Origin of the sequence: Bradyrhizobium sp. SZCCT0148 (assembly GCF_018129985.1) — a bacterium.
Taxonomy (GTDB): domain Bacteria; phylum Pseudomonadota; class Alphaproteobacteria; order Rhizobiales; family Xanthobacteraceae; genus Bradyrhizobium; species Bradyrhizobium japonicum_H.
Genome location: NZ_JAFCKT010000013.1, coordinates 130,497 through 149,523 on the forward strand (window position 1 = coordinate 130,497; position 19,027 = coordinate 149,523).

Annotated in this window: 19 protein-coding genes and 3 tRNA genes; 12 read left to right on the forward strand and 10 right to left on the reverse strand. The window is 64.6% G+C overall.

Annotation, left to right across the window (positions count from 1 at the left end; translation table 11 throughout):
• The first annotated feature begins 16 nt into the window (after positions 1-16).
• Positions 17-1,225: an ABC transporter substrate-binding protein gene (locus JQ580_RS28160; protein ID WP_212283732.1), complete on the forward strand. Its 1,209-nt coding sequence runs from the start codon at positions 17-19 to the stop codon at positions 1,223-1,225.
• Positions 1,226-1,554: 329 nt separating this feature from the next.
• Here the strand turns inward: JQ580_RS28160 and JQ580_RS28165 are convergent.
• Both JQ580_RS28165 and JQ580_RS28170 read right to left on the reverse strand, forming a co-directional pair.
• A tRNA-Thr gene (locus JQ580_RS28165) sits at positions 1,555-1,629 on the reverse strand.
• A 170-nt stretch (positions 1,630-1,799) separates the two neighbouring features.
• The gene (locus JQ580_RS28170) at positions 1,800-2,306 is read right to left on the reverse strand and encodes a hypothetical protein (protein WP_212283734.1); all 507 of its coding nucleotides are present in this window, start codon (positions 2,304-2,306) and stop codon (positions 1,800-1,802) included.
• Positions 2,307-2,588: 282 nt separating this feature from the next.
• On the opposite strand from JQ580_RS28170, the gene JQ580_RS28175 reads away from it, so the two are divergent.
• Entirely contained in the window at positions 2,589-3,068 is a 480-nt protein-coding gene (locus JQ580_RS28175; RefSeq protein WP_212283736.1) for a hypothetical protein, read from the forward strand.
• A 42-nt stretch (positions 3,069-3,110) separates the two neighbouring features.
• Complete coding sequence (locus JQ580_RS28180; RefSeq protein WP_212283738.1) at positions 3,111-3,605, forward strand: hypothetical protein; 495 nt, start codon at positions 3,111-3,113, stop codon at positions 3,603-3,605.
• A gap of 67 nt (positions 3,606-3,672) precedes the next feature.
• Here JQ580_RS28180 and rlmB read toward each other — a convergent pair whose 3' ends face one another.
• Entirely contained in the window at positions 3,673-4,503 is an 831-nt protein-coding gene (gene rlmB, locus JQ580_RS28185) for a 23S rRNA (guanosine(2251)-2'-O)-methyltransferase RlmB (protein WP_212283740.1), read from the reverse strand.
• 206 nt (positions 4,504-4,709) lie between these two features.
• On the opposite strand from rlmB, the gene JQ580_RS28190 reads away from it, so the two are divergent.
• Positions 4,710-4,795, forward strand: a tRNA-Tyr gene (locus tag JQ580_RS28190).
• A gap of 248 nt (positions 4,796-5,043) precedes the next feature.
• Here JQ580_RS28190 and ppk2 read toward each other — a convergent pair.
• From ppk2 to JQ580_RS34160, 3 genes are all read right to left on the reverse strand, one after another.
• Positions 5,044-6,012 (reverse strand): polyphosphate kinase 2, encoded by a 969-nt coding sequence (gene ppk2 / locus JQ580_RS28195; RefSeq protein WP_249134495.1) that lies wholly within the window; start codon positions 6,010-6,012, stop codon positions 5,044-5,046.
• 238 nt (positions 6,013-6,250) lie between these two features.
• A complete protein-coding gene (locus JQ580_RS28200; RefSeq protein WP_212283744.1) occupies positions 6,251-7,285 on the reverse strand; it encodes an LLM class flavin-dependent oxidoreductase in 1,035 nt (344 codons plus the stop codon).
• 90 nt (positions 7,286-7,375) lie between these two features.
• Positions 7,376-8,278, reverse strand: coding sequence for an AraC family transcriptional regulator (locus tag JQ580_RS34160; protein ID WP_283814000.1), 903 nt, complete (start codon positions 8,276-8,278; stop codon positions 7,376-7,378).
• A 268-nt stretch (positions 8,279-8,546) separates the two neighbouring features.
• On the opposite strand from JQ580_RS34160, the gene JQ580_RS28210 reads away from it, so the two are divergent.
• The gene (locus tag JQ580_RS28210) at positions 8,547-9,359 is read left to right on the forward strand and encodes an outer membrane protein (protein ID WP_212283746.1); all 813 of its coding nucleotides are present in this window, start codon (positions 8,547-8,549) and stop codon (positions 9,357-9,359) included.
• Between the two features lie 27 nt (positions 9,360-9,386).
• On the opposite strand, the gene JQ580_RS28215 is transcribed toward JQ580_RS28210, so the two are convergent.
• Positions 9,387-10,367 carry an NADPH:quinone oxidoreductase family protein gene (locus tag JQ580_RS28215; protein WP_212283748.1) on the reverse strand — a complete coding sequence of 327 codons (981 nt, stop codon included), beginning with the start codon at positions 10,365-10,367 and terminating at the stop codon, positions 9,387-9,389.
• Positions 10,368-10,423: 56 nt separating this feature from the next.
• Positions 10,424-12,481, reverse strand: a complete 2,058-nt coding sequence (locus tag JQ580_RS28220; protein ID WP_212283750.1) for an ATP-dependent helicase — start codon at positions 12,479-12,481, stop codon at positions 10,424-10,426.
• A gap of 128 nt (positions 12,482-12,609) precedes the next feature.
• Between JQ580_RS28220 and JQ580_RS28225 the strand changes: the two genes are divergently transcribed.
• Positions 12,610-13,224: a TMEM175 family protein gene (locus JQ580_RS28225; RefSeq protein ID WP_212283752.1), complete on the forward strand. Its 615-nt coding sequence runs from the start codon at positions 12,610-12,612 to the stop codon at positions 13,222-13,224.
• 3 nt (positions 13,225-13,227) lie between these two features.
• Here JQ580_RS28225 and JQ580_RS28230 read toward each other — a convergent pair whose 3' ends face one another.
• Positions 13,228-13,608, reverse strand: a complete 381-nt coding sequence (locus tag JQ580_RS28230) for a YciI family protein (RefSeq protein WP_212283754.1) — start codon at positions 13,606-13,608, stop codon at positions 13,228-13,230.
• Between the two features lie 199 nt (positions 13,609-13,807).
• On the opposite strand from JQ580_RS28230, the gene JQ580_RS28235 reads away from it, so the two are divergent.
• From JQ580_RS28235 to JQ580_RS28245, 3 genes are all read left to right on the forward strand, one after another.
• Positions 13,808-13,990 carry a hypothetical protein gene (locus tag JQ580_RS28235; RefSeq protein WP_212283756.1) on the forward strand — a complete coding sequence of 61 codons (183 nt, stop codon included), beginning with the start codon at positions 13,808-13,810 and terminating at the stop codon, positions 13,988-13,990.
• Between the two features lie 23 nt (positions 13,991-14,013).
• Positions 14,014-14,217, forward strand: coding sequence for a hypothetical protein (locus tag JQ580_RS28240; protein ID WP_212283758.1), 204 nt, complete (start codon positions 14,014-14,016; stop codon positions 14,215-14,217).
• Between the two features lie 340 nt (positions 14,218-14,557).
• Positions 14,558-14,631: transfer RNA gene (locus tag JQ580_RS28245), tRNA-Gly, on the forward strand.
• Between the two features lie 84 nt (positions 14,632-14,715).
• Here the strand turns inward: JQ580_RS28245 and JQ580_RS28250 are convergent.
• On the reverse strand, positions 14,716-15,654 hold the full coding sequence (locus JQ580_RS28250) for a LysR family transcriptional regulator (protein ID WP_212283760.1): 939 nt from the start codon (positions 15,652-15,654) through the stop codon (positions 14,716-14,718).
• 213 nt (positions 15,655-15,867) lie between these two features.
• Here JQ580_RS28250 and JQ580_RS28255 point away from each other — a divergent pair, with 213 nt between their 5' ends.
• From JQ580_RS28255 to JQ580_RS28265, 3 genes are read left to right on the forward strand one after another with little or no spacing between them, the layout of a single operon-like run.
• Positions 15,868-16,950 carry an ABC transporter ATP-binding protein gene (locus JQ580_RS28255; RefSeq protein ID WP_212283762.1) on the forward strand — a complete coding sequence of 361 codons (1,083 nt, stop codon included), beginning with the start codon at positions 15,868-15,870 and terminating at the stop codon, positions 16,948-16,950.
• Between the two features lie 34 nt (positions 16,951-16,984).
• Positions 16,985-17,701, forward strand: coding sequence for an HAD family hydrolase (locus JQ580_RS28260; protein ID WP_212283764.1), 717 nt, complete (start codon positions 16,985-16,987; stop codon positions 17,699-17,701).
• Between the two features lie 16 nt (positions 17,702-17,717).
• Entirely contained in the window at positions 17,718-19,025 is a 1,308-nt protein-coding gene (locus JQ580_RS28265; RefSeq protein ID WP_212283766.1) for an NAD(P)/FAD-dependent oxidoreductase, read from the forward strand.
• Positions 19,026-19,027: the final 2 nt, after the last annotated feature.

The following is a 19,027-nucleotide window of genomic DNA, read 5'->3' on the forward strand; positions in this document are numbered from 1 at the left end:
TTGGAGGAACGCTGTTATGAAATACATCGCGCTAAGAACTATCCCCTGGTTGCTCGCAGCGTCCGTGGCAGCGGCGACAGCCGGACACGCTGCCGAAAACAAGGTCGTGATCGGCGATATCGACGACATGTCCGGCCTCTATGCCGATGTCATCGGCCCCGGTGGCGTCGAGGCTGCGAAGATGGCGATCGATGATTTCGGCGGCAGCGTGCTCGGCAATAAGATCGAATTCATGGTATCCGATCACCAGAACAAGCCCGACGTCGGAGCTCAAAAGTTCCGTGAATGGGCAGATCGCGATGGCGTTACGATGATTCTCGGCGGATCGAACACGGGAGTCAGCCTGGCGATGAACAATGTCGCCAGGGAAAAGAAGGTCCCATTCATTGCCATTGGCGCAGCCGGCGCGTCATTGACCGGCAAGGACTGCACACCGTACACGGTGCACTACGTCTACGACACTACGGCACTCGGCAACGGCACCGCCAAGACGATGGTGAAACAGGGCGGCAAAACCTGGTTCTTTCTCACGGCCGACTATGCCTTCGGCACTCAGTTGCAGGATTCCGCCTCGAAGGTAGTCGAGGCCAATGGCGGCAAGGTGATAGGCGCCGTACGCGTTCCGCTTTCGACGTCAGATTTTTCAAGCTATCTGCTCCAGGCACAAAATACCGGCGCACAGGTGCTTGGACTTGCCAATGCCGGCAACGACTTCACTAATTCGATCAAGGCTGCCGACGAGTTCGGGATCGCCAAGACGATGAAGCCCGCCGCATTGCTCGCCTTCGTTAGCGACATTCACAGCCTCGGCCTCAAGACTGCACAGGGCCTCTATCTCACTACTGCCTGGTATTGGGATCTCAACGACAAGACCCGCACCTTCGCCAAGCGCTATTATGAAAAGACCAAGCGTGAGCCGACAATGAATCAGGCGGGCTATTATTCGGCGACTATGACCTACCTCAACGCCGTCAAAGCCGCCGGCTCGACCAATTCAGAGAAGGTGATGGCTGAGCTCAAGAAGATGAAGATTGACGACATGTTCACCAGCAGCGGCAAGATCCGCGCCGATGGCCTGATGGAGCATGAGATGTATATCATGCAAGTAAAGAAGCCCGAGGAGTCCAAACAACCTTGGGATTATTACAAGCTGGTGCAGACTATGTCGGGCGAAGAGGCCTTCGGGAAGTTGTCCGAATCAGCTTGCCCGTTGGTTACGCATTGATAGCCACACGGTCGACCTGAAAAGATGCTTGCTCAAACGACGCATCCACGATGCGCCAATATCTGGCGAACTGCTTTCCCGGAGCATCTTGAGAATAGGCGTTTCCAGAGACGCAATCAGAGCGGCCACCTTCAGATCGAGGACGCTCTGTCGGACACGCGTGGCGGAGCAGGCTTGCTGCCGATCCAAGCCCATCGTCGAGTGCACGAAAACGGTGGTATTGGTCCAGTGGTCGCATCCAATGTAGCCCGTTGTAGCCCCGAGGGTGCCGTTTCGGGAAGAAAGGAAAAAGGTCGGGCTACATTTTAGAGCTAAGCCATTGTAAACACTGGTGCCGGCTGAGGGGATTGAACCCCCGACCTTCGGTTTACAAAACCGCTGCTCTACCGCTGAGCTAAGCCGGCGACGCCTGACGATCCGGGGAGGGGCCGGCATGGGCCGGGGTTGTCCACCCGTCGCGCCGCCGCAATACCAGACTTGATCGGAAAGTGCCAGAACCGGGAAAGCCGTCGCAGCCGACATGAATCAGGCGGCCCGGGGGCCGCCTGATCGCTCGCATCAGTTATGGATCGACTTACTGGCAGATGTGCCGACGGCCGTCTTCGCCCTTGAACCAGGTGCCGGGCGTGCAGACGAAGCCGTTACGCTGGGCGTAGCTGCGGGTGTCCCAGCCACGATTGTCCCAGCCGCGGTTATCCCACGAGGTGTTCCAGCCATTGTCGGACGCATAGGAATCGTCCCAGGCGCGGAACGGCGCGCTGGCGATCGCGCCGGCGGTGCCGATCGCGGCGCCGGCAACACCGGCTGCGACGTCGGTCGGCCAGAAGCCGGTGCGGCTCCTGTTCCAGTCGTTATTCCAGTCGCCATTGGTCTGGCGGTAGGAGTTGGTCTGACGGTAAGACACGCGCTGATTGCGGTATCCACGATCGGTGTACGGATTGCCGGGACCAAGATTCTTGCAGTTCGCGTTGGGGAATTGCGCTGCGCAGCGGCCCGGTTCGTTCACGACGGCCTGCGCGTTGGCCGCGCCTGCCAGCATGGTCACTGCAATCGCCGTCGCTCCGAGAAGTTTGATGTTCATGATTGTTTGTCTCCCAAATTCTTGACGATGGCTAAACGCTGGCGGCGCCGGACGTTCCGCAAACACTGTCGATTTTCGCGAGTTGGTTGGTCAAACCGATGTGAGCACGGCACAGTTCCATTCTGGCCGGATGCGCGCCGTTAACGCTTCACTGATGGGCTTGGCGGCATTTGAACGCCGCGCAATCCTTACACATTAGGCTTACCGGCAATTGGTGAGCGCGCCTTAACCCTCTTGTCGCCCCGATCGGGTAGGTTGCCGGCGCATAACCGGGATCCCTTGATGCGTGTCGTAGCGCTTGCTGCCTTTCTGATCGGACTGCCCGCGACGGCGTTTGCCGATAGCGGCTTCGATATCGTCGTCCCCGGCCGGCCCGGCGTGCCGATCATCATCAACAATATCGATGCGTCCTACGCCGTGGTCGAGGGTGTCTGGGGCCTGGGCAAGAATCAGCAGGTGCAGCCCACGATCTATGGCGGACGCTACGTCGCCGAGCGGCAGCCGACCGACGTCGGGCATTATTATCCGACGATGGGCCTGCGCCCCGGCTATGGCCGGCTCGAGGTCGAGCCGCCCGCGAATCGCAAACTGCCGAAGCCCGCCGAGAGCTATTACCAGAGTTGGGGCGCGCAATCGGCGCCGCTGCCGGCGCAGATGAATGCGCCGGTCGATGCTCCGCCGGTGATCCTCGCGCCCGAGATCAACGATCGTCCGCGGCCACCGCGACCGCGTGTCCAAGCCCCCGGCCGGCCGCCGGGTTAAGAAACGTCAAATCCAACAAACGGAAATCAACAGGAGAGAGTAATGCGTCAGATGATTTCGGGACTGGTCGCGGCAGCTGCCGCGATGTTCGTCGCCACGGCACCCGCCGCGGCGTGCGGCTTCAACCCCTGCCAGCCGGTTGCGCCGGTCTATTCCGGCTGCAACACCGGTTGCGGCGGCTACGGCTATGGTGCCGGCTACGGCTATGGCGCCGCCTATGAGCGTCTCGCCGAGCCGACCACGCAATATTACTACGTCAACCAGGGTCCCACCTACACCGGCCCGGGCGCTTTCGCGCCGTATCCGACCTACCGTGAAGACGCGGTCGTCGCGCCCGCCAACTACGGCTATGGTTATCGTGCTGCCGTCGCGCCGTATCATCGCCCGTACTACCGTCCGTACCGCTACGGCTACGGCCCGCGTGTCGGCTATCTGCCGCGCACGCATTACGGCTATGGCCCGCGCTATGGCTACGCCCACCGCCACGCGCCTGCGCCGTATTATGGCGGCCACCGCGTGCTGCGTCGCTACTACTGATCTCTGATCGGTTGATCTGACGAGACGCCCGTTCGCGCGATGCGGACGGGCGTTTTGCTTTTTTGAATCACGGCTTCATCAGGCCCAGCCGGCTGGCGCCGACATAGAGCGAGAGCACGGCGGCGTTCGACACGTTGAGGCTCTTGATCTCGCCGGGCATGTCGAGCCGCGCCACGACGCTGCAGGTCTCGCGGGTCAATTGCCTGAGGCCTTTGCCTTCGGCGCCCAGCACCAGTGCCAGCGGCTCGCGCAGCGCGACGTCCGAGAGATCCTCGCTGCCTTCGCTATCAAGGCCGACGGTCTGGAAGCCGGTTTCGTTCAATGTGGTCAGGGCGCGGGCGAGGTTCTGCACGGACACCATTGGCACCAGCTCCAGCGCGCCCGAGGCGGCCTTGGCGAGCACGCCGGTCGCTTCCGGACTGTGGCGCGCGGTGGTGACGATCGCCTTCACCGCGAAGGCTGCGGCCGAGCGCAGGATGGCGCCGACATTGTGGGGATCGGTGATCTGGTCGAGCACCAGCACCATGCCTTCCTGCGCCAGGTCCTCGATGTCGGGCGAGGGCAGGGGGTCGGCCTCGGCGAGCAGGCCCTGGTGCACGGCGTCCGGCGAGAGCAGGCGGTCGATCTCCTGGGGACGGACGATCTCGGGGGCGACGCGGGTTGCGATGTTCTCGTCGGCGAGCCGCTTGGCTGCGTTCTCGGTCAGCGTCAGCTTGCGGATCTGCCGCGCCGGATTGGCCAGCGCCATGGTGACGGTGTGCCAGCCATAGAGGATGACCGGCCCGTCGGGCTGCGAATCGCGGTCGCGCCAGGCCGGTCGGCCGCCCGATTTCCCTGTTTTGTTGAAGGGCTTAGCCCCGCCGCGGGGGCCCCTGGGGGTGAATTTTTTGTCCTTCATGGGCTCGCTTGTGTCACGGGTCCCTGAATATGGCAATTTGGGTGGCTTCGGGGGCGATTTTAGCTGGTCGCCTCGGTTGACTTTGCCCCACCGGATCGCCCATAACCGCGCCCGGTCGCGCCCCCATCCGGGCTGTCGCGGCCTTCACGTTCCATGGCCGTCTTCGGTCGCCGGCAGGGTCCGGCCCGATTGTGCTGCCGTCGAGCGGGGGAGTGTCCCGAGTGGCAAAGGGAGCTGACTGTAAATCAGCCGCCTCATGGCTTCGCAGGTTCGAGTCCTGCCTCCCCCACCATCCTGCTTCGCGCTGAAGCGCTTCGCAGGATTTTGCAGCCTCCAGCTGCGCGACGCAGAATGCCCTCCGAAGCCTTGGCGAAGGAGGGCGGCCTCAATGCATTCTGTCTATCCTCTGGAAAGCGAAGCGTTCGTCTGACCGTGGCGGCTCGTCACGTACGTGGCCTCTTCGGACATCGAGGTCACGCCTTTGCGAAGAAGCGACTTTGGTAGGCGATGGCGGCCGGCCGGATCGTTGCTTTGCTCCCCCTACTTCCCATGCTCCTCCCGCTCGTGGATCACGTTCGCGCGCCCGACCAGGAGATCGTCGATCATGCCGATGCGTTTGCTGTCCTTGCCGGCATAGGGCATCGCATGGAGCACGTAGCGCATGGCGTTGAGGCGGGCGCGCTTCTTGTCGTCGGACTTGATGACGATCCACGGGCAGTCCGCCGTGTCGGTGTGGAAGAACATGGATTCCTTGGCGCGGGTGTAGTCGTCCCATTTGTCGAGCGAGGCGAGATCGATCGGTGACAGCTTCCATTGCTTCAGCGGGTGGCCTTCGCGCTCCTTGAAGCGTCGGCGCTGCTCCTCGCGGCTGACCGAGAACCAGAACTTAATGAGGTGCAGCCCGCTGCGTACGAGATTGCGTTCGAACTCGGGGACCTGACGCAGGAATTCGTCGTACTCTCCGGGCGAGCAGAAGCTCATCACGCGCTCGACGCCGGCCCGGTTGTACCAGCTGCGGTCGAACAGCACGATCTCGCCGGCGGTCGGCAGATGCTGCACGTAGCGCTGGAAGTACCATTGGCCGCGCTCGACCTCGCTCGGCTTTTCCAGCGCCACGACCCGCGCGCCGCGCGGATTGAGGTGTTCCATGAATCGCTTGATCGCGCCGCCCTTGCCTGCCGCGTCGCGGCCCTCGAACAACAGGACGAGGCGCTGCCGGCTTTCCTTCATCCAGTTCTGCAATTTCAGCAGCTCGGTCTGCAGGACGAACTTCTGCTCCTCGTAGTCGCGGCGATACATCCGCGACTTGTAGGGGTAACCGCCCAGCCGCCAATCGTCGGCCAATTCGTCGCTGGTGGTCCGCCTCGCGCGCTTGGCTTCCCTGCCGGTCAGCAGCGCCTGGAGACGCTCGGCATCATCAGGCGCCGCGCCGGTCAGAATGGCCTGCACCGGCTCGCTGTCCGGCGAAAGGGCCGGCGGCCCCTTCAGCACGCTGTCGAGCGCCGCCATCTCGGTCTGCAGCGCAGCCGAGGACGACTGCTCGGCGAAAGACCGCTCGACCGCCGTCAGCTCGATCGCGCGCGTCCGCGCGCTGGCCGATTTGACCTGCGCTGCCGATTTGCCGGGGGCCTTCCGGCGGCGCGCCTGCGGGGACTTCCGGGAAAGAGGTGCCATTCGCCTTGCTTGTCCTGATGCACGGGGGAATCCTCTTCTAGTGCGGAAACCCGATCGTGCGACTTGACGTGGATCAAGCGGCAAGCATCTCCTTCACCATCGGCACCACCTTGCGCCCGTAGAGCTCGATGCTCTTCATCAGCTTCTCGTGCGGCAGGGGCCCCGCCGAATACTTCAGCTGAAACCGTGCAATGCCGAGCGTCTTCGCCGTTCGGGCGATCTTGCGTGCCACCGTCTCCGGCGAGCCCGCATAAAGCGAGCCATGCTCGACCTCGTTGACGAACTCGTCGCGGCCCATCGGCGGCCAGCCGCGCTCCTTGCCGATGCGGTCGCGCATCGCCTTGTAGTCGGGCCACAGCTGTTCGCGCGCTTCGTCGTCCGTCTCGGCGACATAGCCGGGCGAGTGTACGCCGATCGGCTGCGCGGCGCGGCCGAATTCCTTGGCGGCGCGGTGATGGAGATCGACGAAGGGCGCAAAGCGCGCGGGATCGCCGCCGATGATGGCGAGCATCAAAGGCAAATCGTAATGCGCGGCGCGCACCACCGATTGCGGGCTGCCGCCGACGCCGATCCAGGTCTTGAGCGTGCCGTGCTCGACCGGCGGATAGACCAGCTGATCCCGCAGCGGCGGACGCAACTTGCCCTCCCAGCTCACCGGATTCTGCGACAGGAGCGCGGCGAACAGGTCGAGCTTCTCCTCGAACAGCTCTTCGTATTTGCGCAGGTCGAAGCCGAACAGCGGAAAGGACTCCGTGAACGAGCCGCGGCCGAGGATCACCTCCGCGCGTCCGTTCGACAATGCATCCAGCGTGGCAAAGCGCTGGAACACGCGGATGGGGTCGTCCGAAGACAGCACCGTCACGGCCGAGCCGAGATGGATGCGCTTGGTTCGCGCGGCGATCGCCGCGAGCACGGTCTCCGGCGAGGAGATTGCGAAATCGGCGCGGTGATGCTCGCCGAGGCCGATGAAATCGAGGCCGAGTTCGTCGGCCAGCACGGCTTCGTCGACGACGTTGCGGATCACCTGCGCGTGCGGAAGCATGGCGCCGGCGGCATCCCTGGTGACGTCGCCAAAGGTGTCCAGTCCGAATTCGAGCGGTGCGGTCATCGATCAGGTCTCTGTGGGATGATCGGCCAGATCTAATGAACCGCAGCCGGGCCACAAGGGCGCGCACGGAAATGCTCGGTTTCCGATTTTTCAATCCGTTTTGTTTGGTGCCGGATGGTCAGCCCCAGGGCGGCGCAGGCTGGACGGGGTTCGCCCATAGCGGCGGCGGAAGCTCCGGTCGAAGGTCGAGAGATCGCCGAAGCCTGCGGCGAGCGCAATGTCGCCGATCCGGTCGCGCCGTCGTGCGGGATCCAGCAGCATGGCGAAGGCAAGCTTGAGCCGTTCCTCCATGACGAAGGAGGCAAAGCTCAAGCCGCCGCGTTCGAACAGCAGATAGATCGATCGTTCGGACAGGCCGAGGCGCTGCGCGACCTGTTTGGCCGATAAAGTTGGATCGGCGAGATGGGTGCGGATATCCGTCTTCGCCGTAGCAAGGCGCGTCACCGCAATCACGTCGCCTGCCGCACGCTCGACATCGTCGTCGCCCAGCCGCAGCGAGGCCGCCACCAGGTCGATGATGTGTTCTTGGATGCCATGGGCGAGCCCGCGATCGGCGGGAATGCCGCTCGCAGCCAGCGCCTCGACATAGGCCTGGAGCAGGCGAAGGGCGATGTTGTCCGAGGGCATTTGGCGCAGCAGCCGCGCGTCGATGTCGGGCATCCGGCCGCGGATCAGCGTGCCGTCCAGCCGGACATTGTTGAGCCGGGCAGGCCCTGCGCTCACGGATGAGCCAATGGGGCCGTAGCACAGCAGGATTCCGTCGCCGGCAACAGGTGGCGTTGCCGCATCCTCGCCGACGGTGCGATAGAAGGATGGCCCGATCCAGCTGAATGCGAAGCCGCCATTGCCGGGCTGATCCGCGCCGGCCTCGGAAGGCTCGATCTCGAGCCGCATGTCGTGCGCTCCGAGATCCTCCACCCAGGCGGCGAGCCTGTCCTCCGGCGGTAGAACGTCGGTGTTGAACAGGAAACGCGTCGCGCGCTTGGTCGTCAAACTGATCGAGCCCCCGTCGAAGTCCGACGCCTTTGTCGCGCGCCTGACGAACCCGGTTCGAACTGGCGTGGCGCCGTCCAGGCACGGCGCGGTAGTCCGTGTGATGCGCTCGCAACACGGGAAACATTTCCGCGCCGTTGCGCAAATTGCAGGGTCGGTTGCACGGAGCGCCGAGATTTTGGCGCGGCGCCTTCTAGGATGACAGCGAGTCTCGGGAGCGGCCGCGCGCGCCAGCTGCCGGCGTGATGCGACAATGACAGGACACGGTATGAAGAAGGCCCTTGCCGCGGCGCTATTGGTTCTCGGTGGATGCGTGTCTGCACAAGCCGGCGAGACCAACTGGACGGGATTTCATGTCGGACTCAACGGAGGCTATGGCTGGGCAAGGGGTGGTGTCACGGCGCTTCCGGGAGACGCGCTGACGCAGAGCCTGTCGTTCGGCCAGCCTGTCGTTCCGGCGGTCTCGGCGTCTCCCAACGCCGATGGTGGGCTCGGCGGCGGGCAGGTCGGCTATGACTGGCAGTTTGCCGGCCGTGGCGTGGTCGGCGTCGAGGCCGACATCGCCGCCGCGAGCCTGAAGGCAAACGCGTCGACGCCGGTGACGCTTTTCGGCCTGCAGCCGGCGACGTTCGACGTCAGCCGCAACATCGACTGGTTCGGCACCGTCCGAGGCCGCGTTGGATTCCTGGCGACGCCGGATCTCCTGATCTTCGCCACCGGCGGCTTCGCTTACGGGCGCGTCAGTGAATCAGCCAGCGTGTCGTTGCCGCCGGGTGCGTCGAACTCGATCGGCAATTTCGGCTACGCCTTCGCCTGTGGTCCGTTCTACGGATTAGGGTCGTGCTTCACCGGCAGCTCGTCCCGCATCGCGACCGGCTGGACGGCGGGCATCGGCGGCGAAAAGCGCTTCACGCAGAACCTCAGTTTGAAGGTCGAGTATCTTCACGTCGATCTCGGCAGCAGCAACTACCCGGCCGTCGGCAGCCTCCCTGCCGGCGCGCCGTTCGCACCGAGCTTTCTCAATGCTCGTTCCACCACCACCATCGATCTCGTCCGGGCCGGGCTGAACTACAATTTCTGAGCAGCGCAGAGCCCATCACCTGAAGCGCTAGGACGAGATCCGCACGACCATCTTGCCGAGTGCGGAGCGCGTTTGCATCGTCTTGAATGCCTCGCGAAAGTCTTCCAGTGCGAAGACGCGGCCGACCGCGGGCTTCAGCTTGCCGTCGGCGAGCCAGCCGATCAGCTCCGACATCAGACGCTTCTGAACGTCGGGCTCGCGGGTTGCAATCTGCGCGAGGTCGACGCCGAGCAGCGCGCCACCCTTGAGAAGCGGCAGATTGAACGGCAATGCGGGAATGGCGCCGGCGGCAAAGCCGACCGCGAGATGGCGTCCGCGCCAGGCGATGGAGCGAAACGCCTGCACCGAAATCTCGCCGCCGACGGGATCGAAGATCACGTCCGCGCCGCGTCCATTGGTCAACTCCTTGAGCGTGTCGCGCCAGTTCGCCTGGGTGTAGTCTATTACCGCGTCGGCGCCGTGCGCCTGCGCGAAGTCGCGTTTCTCCGGCGTCGATGCCGCCGCGATCACGCGGGCGCCGAGCAGTTTGCCGATCTGCACGGCTGCGGTGCCGGTGCCGCCGGCCGCGCCCAGCACCAGCAGTTGTTCGCCGGCGACCAGCGCGGCGCGCGCGCTCAGCGCATAGAGGGCGGTGAGATAATTGGCACGAAACGAGGCGGCGACGCCGGCCGCGACGCCGTCTGGGAGACTAAGGAGCGCTTCGGGCCTGACGATGATCTCCTCGGCCAGCGCGCCCGACCGCGTCATCCCCATCACGCGCATGCCGGCTTGATAGCCGCCGGGCGCGCTTGGCGCGTCCGTCACGACACCCGCGAACTCCGTTCCGGGAATGAAGGGTAGGGGATCCTTGGTCTGGTAAAGGCCCTGGATCTTCAAGCCGTCGACGAAGCCGATTCCTGCAGCCTCCACGCGAACGCGCACCTGCCCAGGCTCCATGGACGGCGACGGAACGTCCTTTAGTTCGATCTGATCGATGGGGGCGTATTGCTCGACGACGACGGCTTTCATTCCGGACCTCTGTTGTTCACGTTATCCTGACAGGTCCTGCGACGAGCCTCTTGCGTCTACCGCCACATTCCGCGCATCCGCGCCCCGATGTCGACCTTCGGGCCCTGCGCCGCGGTGCGGGCAGCGCCGGCGGCGGCCTTGGGCCAGGCGGTGCGCTCGAACAGATAGACCAGCTGCTCCGGGATGAATCGGGTGCGCGAGGCGTAGACGTGGCGGTCGCCCTTGGCGGCCTGGCCGTGGACGAAGAAGCGCTGGGGCACGACGAGGTGCAGATCGTCCTTGGCGCGCGTCATCGCGACATAGAGCAGGCGGCGCTCCTCTTCGAGTTCGGCGGAGGTGCCGGCGCCGAGATCGGACGGCATGCAGCCGTCGACGACGTTGAGCACGAACACAGACTTCCACTCTTGGCCCTTGGCGGAGTGGATGGTCGAGAGGATCAGATAGTCCTCGTCGCGCAGCGGCGGCCCGGATTTGTCGCTGGTCGCATCCGGCGGGTCGAGCGTGAGTTCGGTCAAGAACTTCTCGCGGCTGGCATAGCCGCTCGCGATCTGCTCGAGCTGCATCAGGTCGGCGCGGCGCGTCTCGGAGTCCTCATGCAGGCGATCGAGATGCGGCTCGTACCACAGCCGCACGCGTTCGAGATCGACCGGCCATTCCGAGTAGCGTAAATTCTCGACGGTGCGGACGAAGTCGGTCCAGTCGGCGCCGGTGCGTGGCGGCATGGGCAGCTGGCCGAGCGCGGCAAGCGGGTCGCTGCTCTCCGCCATCTGGTCGAGCACGCGCTGCGCGGTCGCAGGACCAATGCCCGGCAACAAATGCAGGATGCGGAAACCGGCGACGCGGTCGCGCGGGTTCTCGGCAAAGCGCAGCAGCGCCAGTACGTCCTTGACGTGCGCGGCATCGAGGAATTTCAGCCCGCCGAACTTCACGAACGGAATGTTGCGCCGGGTCAGCTCGATCTCGAGCGGGCCGGAATGCGAGGATGTCCGGAACAGCACCGCCTGGTGCTTGAGCAGCGCGCCTTGCTCGCGGTTCGCCAGCACCTCCTCGACGATGTAGCGCGCCTGGTCGGCCTCGTTATGCACGGTGACGAGCTGCGGCTTGTGCGAGGCGGCGCGGTCGGTCCAGAGGTTCTTGGTGAAGCGTTCGCGCGCGAGCCCGATGACGCCATTGGCCGCTGCCAGCACGGTCTGCGTCGAGCGGTAGTTGCGGTCGAGCGTGATCATCTCCGCGCGCGGCGAGAAGCTCTGCGGAAAGTCCAGGATGTTGCGGACGGTGGCGGCGCGGAACGAATAGATCGACTGCGCATCGTCGCCGACCACGGTGAGCCCGCGTCCGTCCGGCTTGAGCGCCAGCAGGATCGAGGATTGCAGGCGGTTGGTGTCCTGGTACTCGTCGACCAGGACGTGATCGAAGCGGCCGCCGATCTCCTCGGCGATCAGCGCATCACTCATCATCTGCGACCAGTAGAGCAGCAGATCGTCGTAATCGAGCACGTGCTGGGCCTGCTTGGCCTCGACGTAAGCCGCGAACAGTCCCTTCAGCTCGGCTGCCCACCCTGCGCACCAGGGATAGTGCTGGCCCAAGACCTTCTCGATCTCCATCTCGGCGTTGACGCAGCGCGAGTAGATCGACAGGCAGGTGCCCTTGGCGGGAAAGCGGCTCTCGGTCTTCGACAGGCCGCGCTCGTGCCGGACCAGGTTCATCAGGTCCGCGGAATCCTCGCGGTCGTGGATGGTGAAGGAGGGATCGACGCCGATCCGCTCGGCATATTCGCGCAACAGGCGAGCGCCGATGCCGTGGAAGGTGCCGGCCCAGGTCAGCGCATCGCGCATGATCGCGGCGTTGTTCTCCCCCAACACCTTGCGGGCGATGCGCTCGACCCGGCCGGCCATCTCGGCCGCCGCGCGGCGTGAGAACGTCATCAGCAGGATGCGGCGCGGATCGGCGCCGGCGACGATCAGATGCGCGACGCGGTGCGCCAGCGTGTTGGTCTTGCCGGAGCCGGCGCCGGCAATGACCAGCAGGGGAGCGCCCACGGTCGCGCCATCGGCCACGCCATGCTCGACGGCGCGGCGCTGCTCCGCATTGAGCGTGTCCAGATATGTCGCCACGAATCGCCCCGGTGAAAGGGCGAGAGTCGGCTATTGCCGCGCGAATCGCAATGCGGCTGGACGAAACTCGATTTAGCACCTAGGGAAAAGACGGCCCAAGGTTCCAGCCCGAAAAGCGTGCAGCCGGCATGACCGACCCCAAGTTCGAGCCCAAGTTCGAGCCCGAGCAGTTCGAGATGCGGCGGCTGGAGTCGCTCAGCAATACCATCTTTGGCGTCGCCATGACGCTGCTGGCCTACGACCTGCCGAAGGCCGCTGTATTTACGAGCGCGCCCGACTGGAACGATCTGGCCCGGGTCTATTCGGGCAAGCTGATCGGCTTCGCGCTCAGCTTCATCATTGCCGGCGTATTCTGGATCAGCCATCACCGCCGATTGGCGCGCCAGCCGGTGGGCAGCCGCGGTGCGGTGATGCTCAATCTGTTTTTCCTGCTCTCGATCGTGCTGCTGCCTGTCACCAACGGCCTCTACACCAACTATCCCCTCAGCAGCGCGGTCGCGGTGCTCTACGGCCTGCATCTGAGCGCGATCGCCGGCCTCAACGCCTGGCTATGGTGGAGGATATTGGGCGGCTGGAGCCATGAGATCATGGCCTCGCTGTTTCCGCTGCTCGTGTTCATTCCGGGCACGATCGTGGCGGCCTTCGCGCCGCACGCCGCGCCCTTTCTGTGGTTCCTCGCCTTCGGCGGCCTCCTGATCCAGCGCTTCTACGGAGCGCGGACCGGGCCGGGCGCGAGAGGTTGAGTCTCACCCGGCCGTCGCGCCGAACCCATCGGCCGGCACGTAAAGCTTGACCGGGCGGATTTCGTAGACCGCAGTTGGATTGACCGCACGCAGTTTCCGCGCCGCGGCGATCGCTTCCTCCTCGGTGGCGCATTCCATCAAATGGAAGCCCAGCAGCTGCTCCTTGGTCTCGGCAAACGGTCCGTCCAGCACCATGCCCGCGCCGGGTCCGCGCAAGGTGCGGGCCTTTCGGGTCTCATCCAGACGAGCGGCCGGCCCGAACTGCCCGCTGGCCCGCAAGGGGGCCTGAACTTCGATGACCTTGGCAACGACCGCGGCGTCCTGCTCAGGCGTCCAGGACAGGATTTCGTCTTCCACATGGTAGGCCAGGATGGCGTACAGCATCGTCACCTCATTGTCTTTCTGCACCGATCCCGAAGGACGTAGCACCGCAGGCGATGCCGACAATCCCCCACATAAAATATTGCGTTGCCTGGCCGCGACGAAACCGTCCTGAAACCCGATTGCGCACCGGCCATGTGAACGCCCCCGGAATTGGTCGCGACTGATGACCACAACAACAAGATTTCTGCTGGAGGCGGCAATGTCGGGTCACATCAAGATCATCTGCGACGCACGTCGGGCCGGACCATCTCAGACGGCCGATCTGCACGACCAAAGCGGTCATCACCGCTATTACGGCAGTTCGGCCGCGAATGGCGGCGAGCGCATCGTCGAAAGCCGGCGCGGCAAGCGGCCGCGCGTGCTCGGTGTTTGCGGCTTCTGATGCCTCGCGACCGATTGCCCAAGATGGACGTTCTGCAAATACCGATCGCGTCGATGCCGTTCCTGCTCGCACTGACGAGCCGGACAGGCAAAGCGATCGTGCCGTGCCTGCTGGCGAGCATTGTCACGGTGCTGCTCGGCGGGGAGCCTCGCCAGGCGGTTGTCGCCTGGTGCATCGGCATGTTGATCGCCGCCGTCGCGTTGCGTGAGCGGCTTCGCACGGGCTGAGCTGCTTTTTCGATCCCGGACATCCCAAGAAAAAGGCGCGGCGGGGAAGCCCCGTCGCGCCCGATTCTTGCTCGCTGGTCCAGGGCTGAGAGCGCCCCGATGCCAATCCCTTATTCAGAGCTTAGCGGGCGATCCCAGCGAGGTGACAGCGCTTGGTAAGAGACACTGGATCACCTCCTTTCGTTGGTTGCGGAAGACACCAATATAGGCGGCATCGGCGCCGCTGTTAAGAGGCGGCGGCTCCGGCGGAACCGGAGCTGATCGCAAGGCCGGGGCGACACCGGAAAGCGACCTCCAGGGCAGTTGAGGCCGCCGCCCGGCCGTGTTAGGGAGCCCTGACGCGGGTGTAGCTCAATGGTAGAGCAGCAGCCTTCCAAGCTGAATACGAGGGTTCGATTCCCTTCACCCGCTCCAACGCCTGGATCGCATCAAAATTGAAGCCTGCTTGCTGACGTCGATCGTCAGATGGCCGGAGCTTTGCGAATCCGCCTGAACAGCTCAGTAGCACGCAGGCATCAAGCCAAGTCGTGGATATTGCCGATCGATTGCAGCCAGCTCGGTCCGCATTTGCGCGATGATCCAATCCCGGATCTCGGCCGCAATGGGCCGCATGGGCCGGTTGCGTGGCGGCAGGAACTCGCAGAGACGGCGCGTGGTGGTGAGCGTCTCGGAGGCCGGCACCAGCGCGCCTGTCAGGAGCCAATGCGAGGCGACCGTCAGCCAGCCGAGCGCGATGCCTTGGCCGAGCAGGGCGGCCTGCATCACGACGGCATAATCTGTGAAGCTGAGCCCCTTGGCTGCACCGCGACGACCGGTGAGCAGGGATGCGTAATCCGCGGCCCAGTCGCCCGGCGTCTCGGCGAGGCGGATGATGGTGTTGCCCTCGGTGGGATCGGTCGCGCCGAGATAGGTCGGGCTGCACATCGGCAGCATCACTTCCTTCATCACCAGTGTGCCGCCGGACGATGGCTCGTCGCGATCGCGGAAGCGCATGCCGAGATCGACATTCTCCACCGGCCCGCGCAATGCGCCGGAGATCAGCTGGAAGCGCAGATCGACCTGGGGAAACTGCTTCTGGAGTTTGTCGATGCGCGGCATCAGCCAATGCGTGGTGAAGGCGGAGGAGACCGACAGCGTCACGGTCTCGGTGCCCTTGCGGCGCCGCTCGATCTCGACGAGGCCGCTCTCGATGCTGCGAAAGCCTTCGAGCACGCGGCGATAGAGCTGCTCGCCTTCCTCGGTGAGCACCGCGCGGCCCGCCTTGCGGTCGAACAGGCGAACGCCGAGATGCTCCTCGAATTGTCCGAGCATCCGGCTCACCGCCGGCTGCGTGACGTTGAGTTCGGCGGCAGCCGCCGTGAAGCTGCCATTGCGCGCCGCTGCGTCGAAGACGAACAGGGCGTTACTTGAGGGCAGCATCCGGCGCAGCTCGGGCATAACGTCATGTTATGGGCGCGGTGAGAATTTGGCAATTGCCGAGTTTTGCCAAGTCTGGTGTCATTCGTGTCGCAGCCTAAAGACAGGGTGTTCGGGAGACCATTATGGTGCGGCGCACGCTGCACCCGCAAATGCTCCGGGACGCTGTCTATAATGCAGGCTTATGGCGCGCAGTGAGGCACGTCATGACGGGGAACGAGGCGAGGGCGATCGTTGGACAAACGAGCGGAAAGCGTCGAGATCCGGTCCGCGAGCAAGGCGTACGGCGCCGTTCGCGCTCTCGACGACGTCTCCCTCAATGTCGGCGCCGGTGAGTTCGTATCGCTGCTCGGTCCTTCGGGTTCCGGCAAGACCACGCTGCTTGGCATCTTGGGCGGCTTCATCCTGCCCACGACAGGCACGATCCTGTTCGGCGGTCGCGACGTCACTTACATGCCGCCGCACAAGCGCGACATCGGCGTCGTCTTCCAGAACTATGCGCTGTTCCCGCATATGAGTGTCGGCGAGAATGTCGCCTTCCCCTTGCGTGCACGTCGCCTGCCGAAGGCAAGCTGGCCCGACAAGGTGCGCGCGGCGCTCGCGATGGTCGGCCTCGCCGGCTACGAGGAGCGCGGCATCGCGCAGCTCTCCGGCGGCCAACGCCAGCGCGTCGCGCTCGCCCGCGCCATGATCTTCGAGCCGCGGCTGATCCTGATGGACGAGCCGCTCTCCGCGCTGGACAAGCAGCTGCGCGAATCCATGCAGATCGAACTGCGCGCGCTGCACCGGCGGATCGGCGCCACCATCATCTACGTCACCCACGACCAGCGCGAGGCGCTGACCATGAGCGACCGTGTCGCGGTGATGAAGGACGGCAGGCTGATCCAGATCGACGAGCCCGAGCGGCTGCACGACCATCCCGCCGATTCCTTCGTCGCGAGCTTCATCGGTGAAGCCACGATGCTGCCGGTCCGCCGTGTCGATGCCACCAGCGTCGCGCTCGGCAACGCGCTGCTGCGTAGCGCCCGCGCCATCCCCAACGGCGATGCGCTGATGCTGGCGGTGCACAGCGAAAAGCTGCTGATCGACGACGGCGCACAGGATGCCACCTGCAACCGGCTCACCGGCACGGTAACCGATATCGTCTATCAGGGCGAGAGCCTGCGCATCTTTCTGGCGCTCGCCGACGGCATCGTGCTCAGCCTGCGCCAGCCTAGCTATCATCAGGCCTACAGCCGCATCCCGCCGCTCGGCGGCAGCCTCACCGTGACCCTTCATCCCCAGGACACCATCGTCGTGCCGAGGGTGAAGGACTGAACTCAAGCCTTGTCCAACCGAAAGAAGAAACGATATGTCGACCCAAGCCGCGTTCAGCAATTTCAAGGTCCTCACCTTCGACGTCGTCGGCACCTTGATCGATTTCGAGGCCGGCGTGCTCGCAGCGGTGCGCAAGATCTCGGGCAAGACGCCGGCCGAGCTCAGCGACGAGCAGATTTTCGAGCCCTATAAGCGCGGCCGCGACAAGCACTATGAGCGCTCCAGCGAGGCGATGTTCCACGTCTACCGCCATCTGGCCAAGGAACTCGGACTGCCGTCCGACGACGCGTCCTGCGACACCTTCCAGCTCTCGGTGCTGCGCTGGGGCCCGTTCGCGGATTCGGCCGAGGCGCTTAAGCGGCTGCGCACGAAATTCCGCCTGGTTGCGATGACCAATGCCGACCGCGTCGCGCTGTCCGCCTACGCCCACGCGCTCGACGATCCCTTCGACGACACCGTCTGTGCCGACGACACCGGCGTGGCAAAGCCAAATCCGGAATTCTTCGCCTACAACAAGGGGCGTCAGTCGGCGTTCGGCTACAAGCAGTCCGACATTCTGCACGTCGCCCAGAGCCAGTACCACGACATCGGGATCGCGCGGAAACTCGGCTACAAGGTGTGCTGGATCGAGCGCCGCCAGGGCGTCGCCGGTTTCGGCGGCACGCCGGCGGTGGAGACGCTGACCAAGCCGGACTTCCATTTCCCGACCTTGAAGGCGCTGGCCGACGCCGCCATCGGGCCCGCGGCGTAAATCCGTGAGCGCCGGCATGACCCGCGACTGGAGCGCATTGCCATCGGTCAACTCGCTGTGGGAAGCCACGGCGGAGCCGGCGCGCGACTTTCCCGTGCTGTCGGACGAACGCCAGGCGGATGTGGTGATCATCGGCGCGGGCTACACCGGCCTCTCTGCCGCGCACCACATCGCCAGGGACGGCGCATCGCCGATCGTGCTGGAAGCCAACCGCCCCGGTTGGGGCGCCAGCGGACGCAACGGAGGCGTGATCACCGCAAAGTTTCGTCTGTCGTTCCGCGAGATCGATGCCGCGCATGGCCGCGCCATGGCGAAGCGCATGTACGAAATCGCGCATGAATCGACCGACATGGTCGAGGAACTGGTGTCCGAATTCGGCATCACCAGCGCGAACCTGACGCGCACCGGACAGGTCAAGGCCGCGCATAACGAGACGACGCTGAAGGCCGCGATCGACGAGGCCAACTGGATGACGCGTGAGATGGGGTCTGCCGAGGTCCGCATCCTCGGCAAGCGCGAGGTGCGCGAGGAGACCGGCTCCGACATCTTTGTCGGCGGCGTTCTCAATCCGGGCTCCGGCGGCATCCATCCGCTGAACTATCTGCGGGGCCTTGCCGACGGCGTGGCGCGCCGTGGTGTTCCGATCTTCCAGGAATCCCCGGTCGTCAAGCTGCGGCGCGAGCAGGACGGTGTTGTCGCCGAGACGCCGCGAGGCGCCGTGCGTGCCAAACAGGCGATCATCGCCACCAACAGCTATTCCGATCTGACTGGCGCCACTGCACATATGCAGCGCACGTTGGTCCCGTTCCGCAGCGCCATGGTTGCGACCGAACAGCTGCCGCGCAATCTCGCTGGAAGGCTGATGCCGACAGGGCGGACCTACACCGAGACCAAACGCATGATGCGCTGGTTCCGCATGGTCGATAACCGCGTGATCTTCGGCGGCCGCGGCGCCTTCGGCAAGCAGGACTCGCAGGCCGCCTTCGACGCGCTGCGCAAGGCGATGGTCGGAATCTTTCCGGATTTGGCCGAGGTCCCGCTCGCATACAAATGGTCGGGCCTTGTCGCGATGACGCTGGACTCGGTGCCCCATATCGGCCGGATCGACGACCGCACGCTGGTCTCGCTGGGCTACAACGGCGCGGGCGTTGCGATGTCGAGCCTGATGGGCCGCTATCTCGCGGCCCTCGTGCGCGGCGAGGGTCCCGATGTCGGGCTGCTCGATGCCAGCCGCATGAGGTCCATTCCGTTCTATCCGCTGCGCGAACCCGCCGTGCGCATGGTCGCCGGCTGGTATCAGTTTCTCGATGCGATCGGCCAGTGAAA

Coding starts and splice junctions, on each gene's coding strand:
- JQ580_RS28160 (WP_212283732.1), top strand. CDS start 17: ATGAAATACATCGCGCTAAGAACTATCCCCTGGTTGCTCGCAGCGTCC.
- JQ580_RS28170 (WP_212283734.1), bottom strand. CDS start 2,306: ATGAACATCAAACTTCTCGGAGCGACGGCGATTGCAGTGACCATGCTG.
- JQ580_RS28175 (WP_212283736.1), top strand. CDS start 2,589: ATGCGTGTCGTAGCGCTTGCTGCCTTTCTGATCGGACTGCCCGCGACG.
- JQ580_RS28180 (WP_212283738.1), top strand. CDS start 3,111: ATGCGTCAGATGATTTCGGGACTGGTCGCGGCAGCTGCCGCGATGTTC.
- rlmB (WP_212283740.1), bottom strand. CDS start 4,503: ATGAAGGACAAAAAATTCACCCCCAGGGGCCCCCGCGGCGGGGCTAAG.
- ppk2 (WP_249134495.1), bottom strand. CDS start 6,012: ATGGCGGCGCTCGACAGCGTGCTGAAGGGGCCGCCGGCCCTTTCGCCG.
- JQ580_RS28200 (WP_212283744.1), bottom strand. CDS start 7,285: ATGACCGCACCGCTCGAATTCGGACTGGACACCTTTGGCGACGTCACC.
- JQ580_RS28210 (WP_212283746.1), top strand. CDS start 8,547: ATGAAGAAGGCCCTTGCCGCGGCGCTATTGGTTCTCGGTGGATGCGTG.
- JQ580_RS28215 (WP_212283748.1), bottom strand. CDS start 10,367: ATGAAAGCCGTCGTCGTCGAGCAATACGCCCCCATCGATCAGATCGAA.
- JQ580_RS28225 (WP_212283752.1), top strand. CDS start 12,610: ATGACCGACCCCAAGTTCGAGCCCAAGTTCGAGCCCGAGCAGTTCGAG.
- JQ580_RS28230 (WP_212283754.1), bottom strand. CDS start 13,608: ATGCTGTACGCCATCCTGGCCTACCATGTGGAAGACGAAATCCTGTCC.
- JQ580_RS28235 (WP_212283756.1), top strand. CDS start 13,808: ATGTCGGGTCACATCAAGATCATCTGCGACGCACGTCGGGCCGGACCA.
- JQ580_RS28240 (WP_212283758.1), top strand. CDS start 14,014: ATGGACGTTCTGCAAATACCGATCGCGTCGATGCCGTTCCTGCTCGCA.
- JQ580_RS28250 (WP_212283760.1), bottom strand. CDS start 15,654: ATGCCCGAGCTGCGCCGGATGCTGCCCTCAAGTAACGCCCTGTTCGTC.
- JQ580_RS28260 (WP_212283764.1), top strand. CDS start 16,985: ATGTCGACCCAAGCCGCGTTCAGCAATTTCAAGGTCCTCACCTTCGAC.
- JQ580_RS28265 (WP_212283766.1), top strand. CDS start 17,718: ATGACCCGCGACTGGAGCGCATTGCCATCGGTCAACTCGCTGTGGGAA.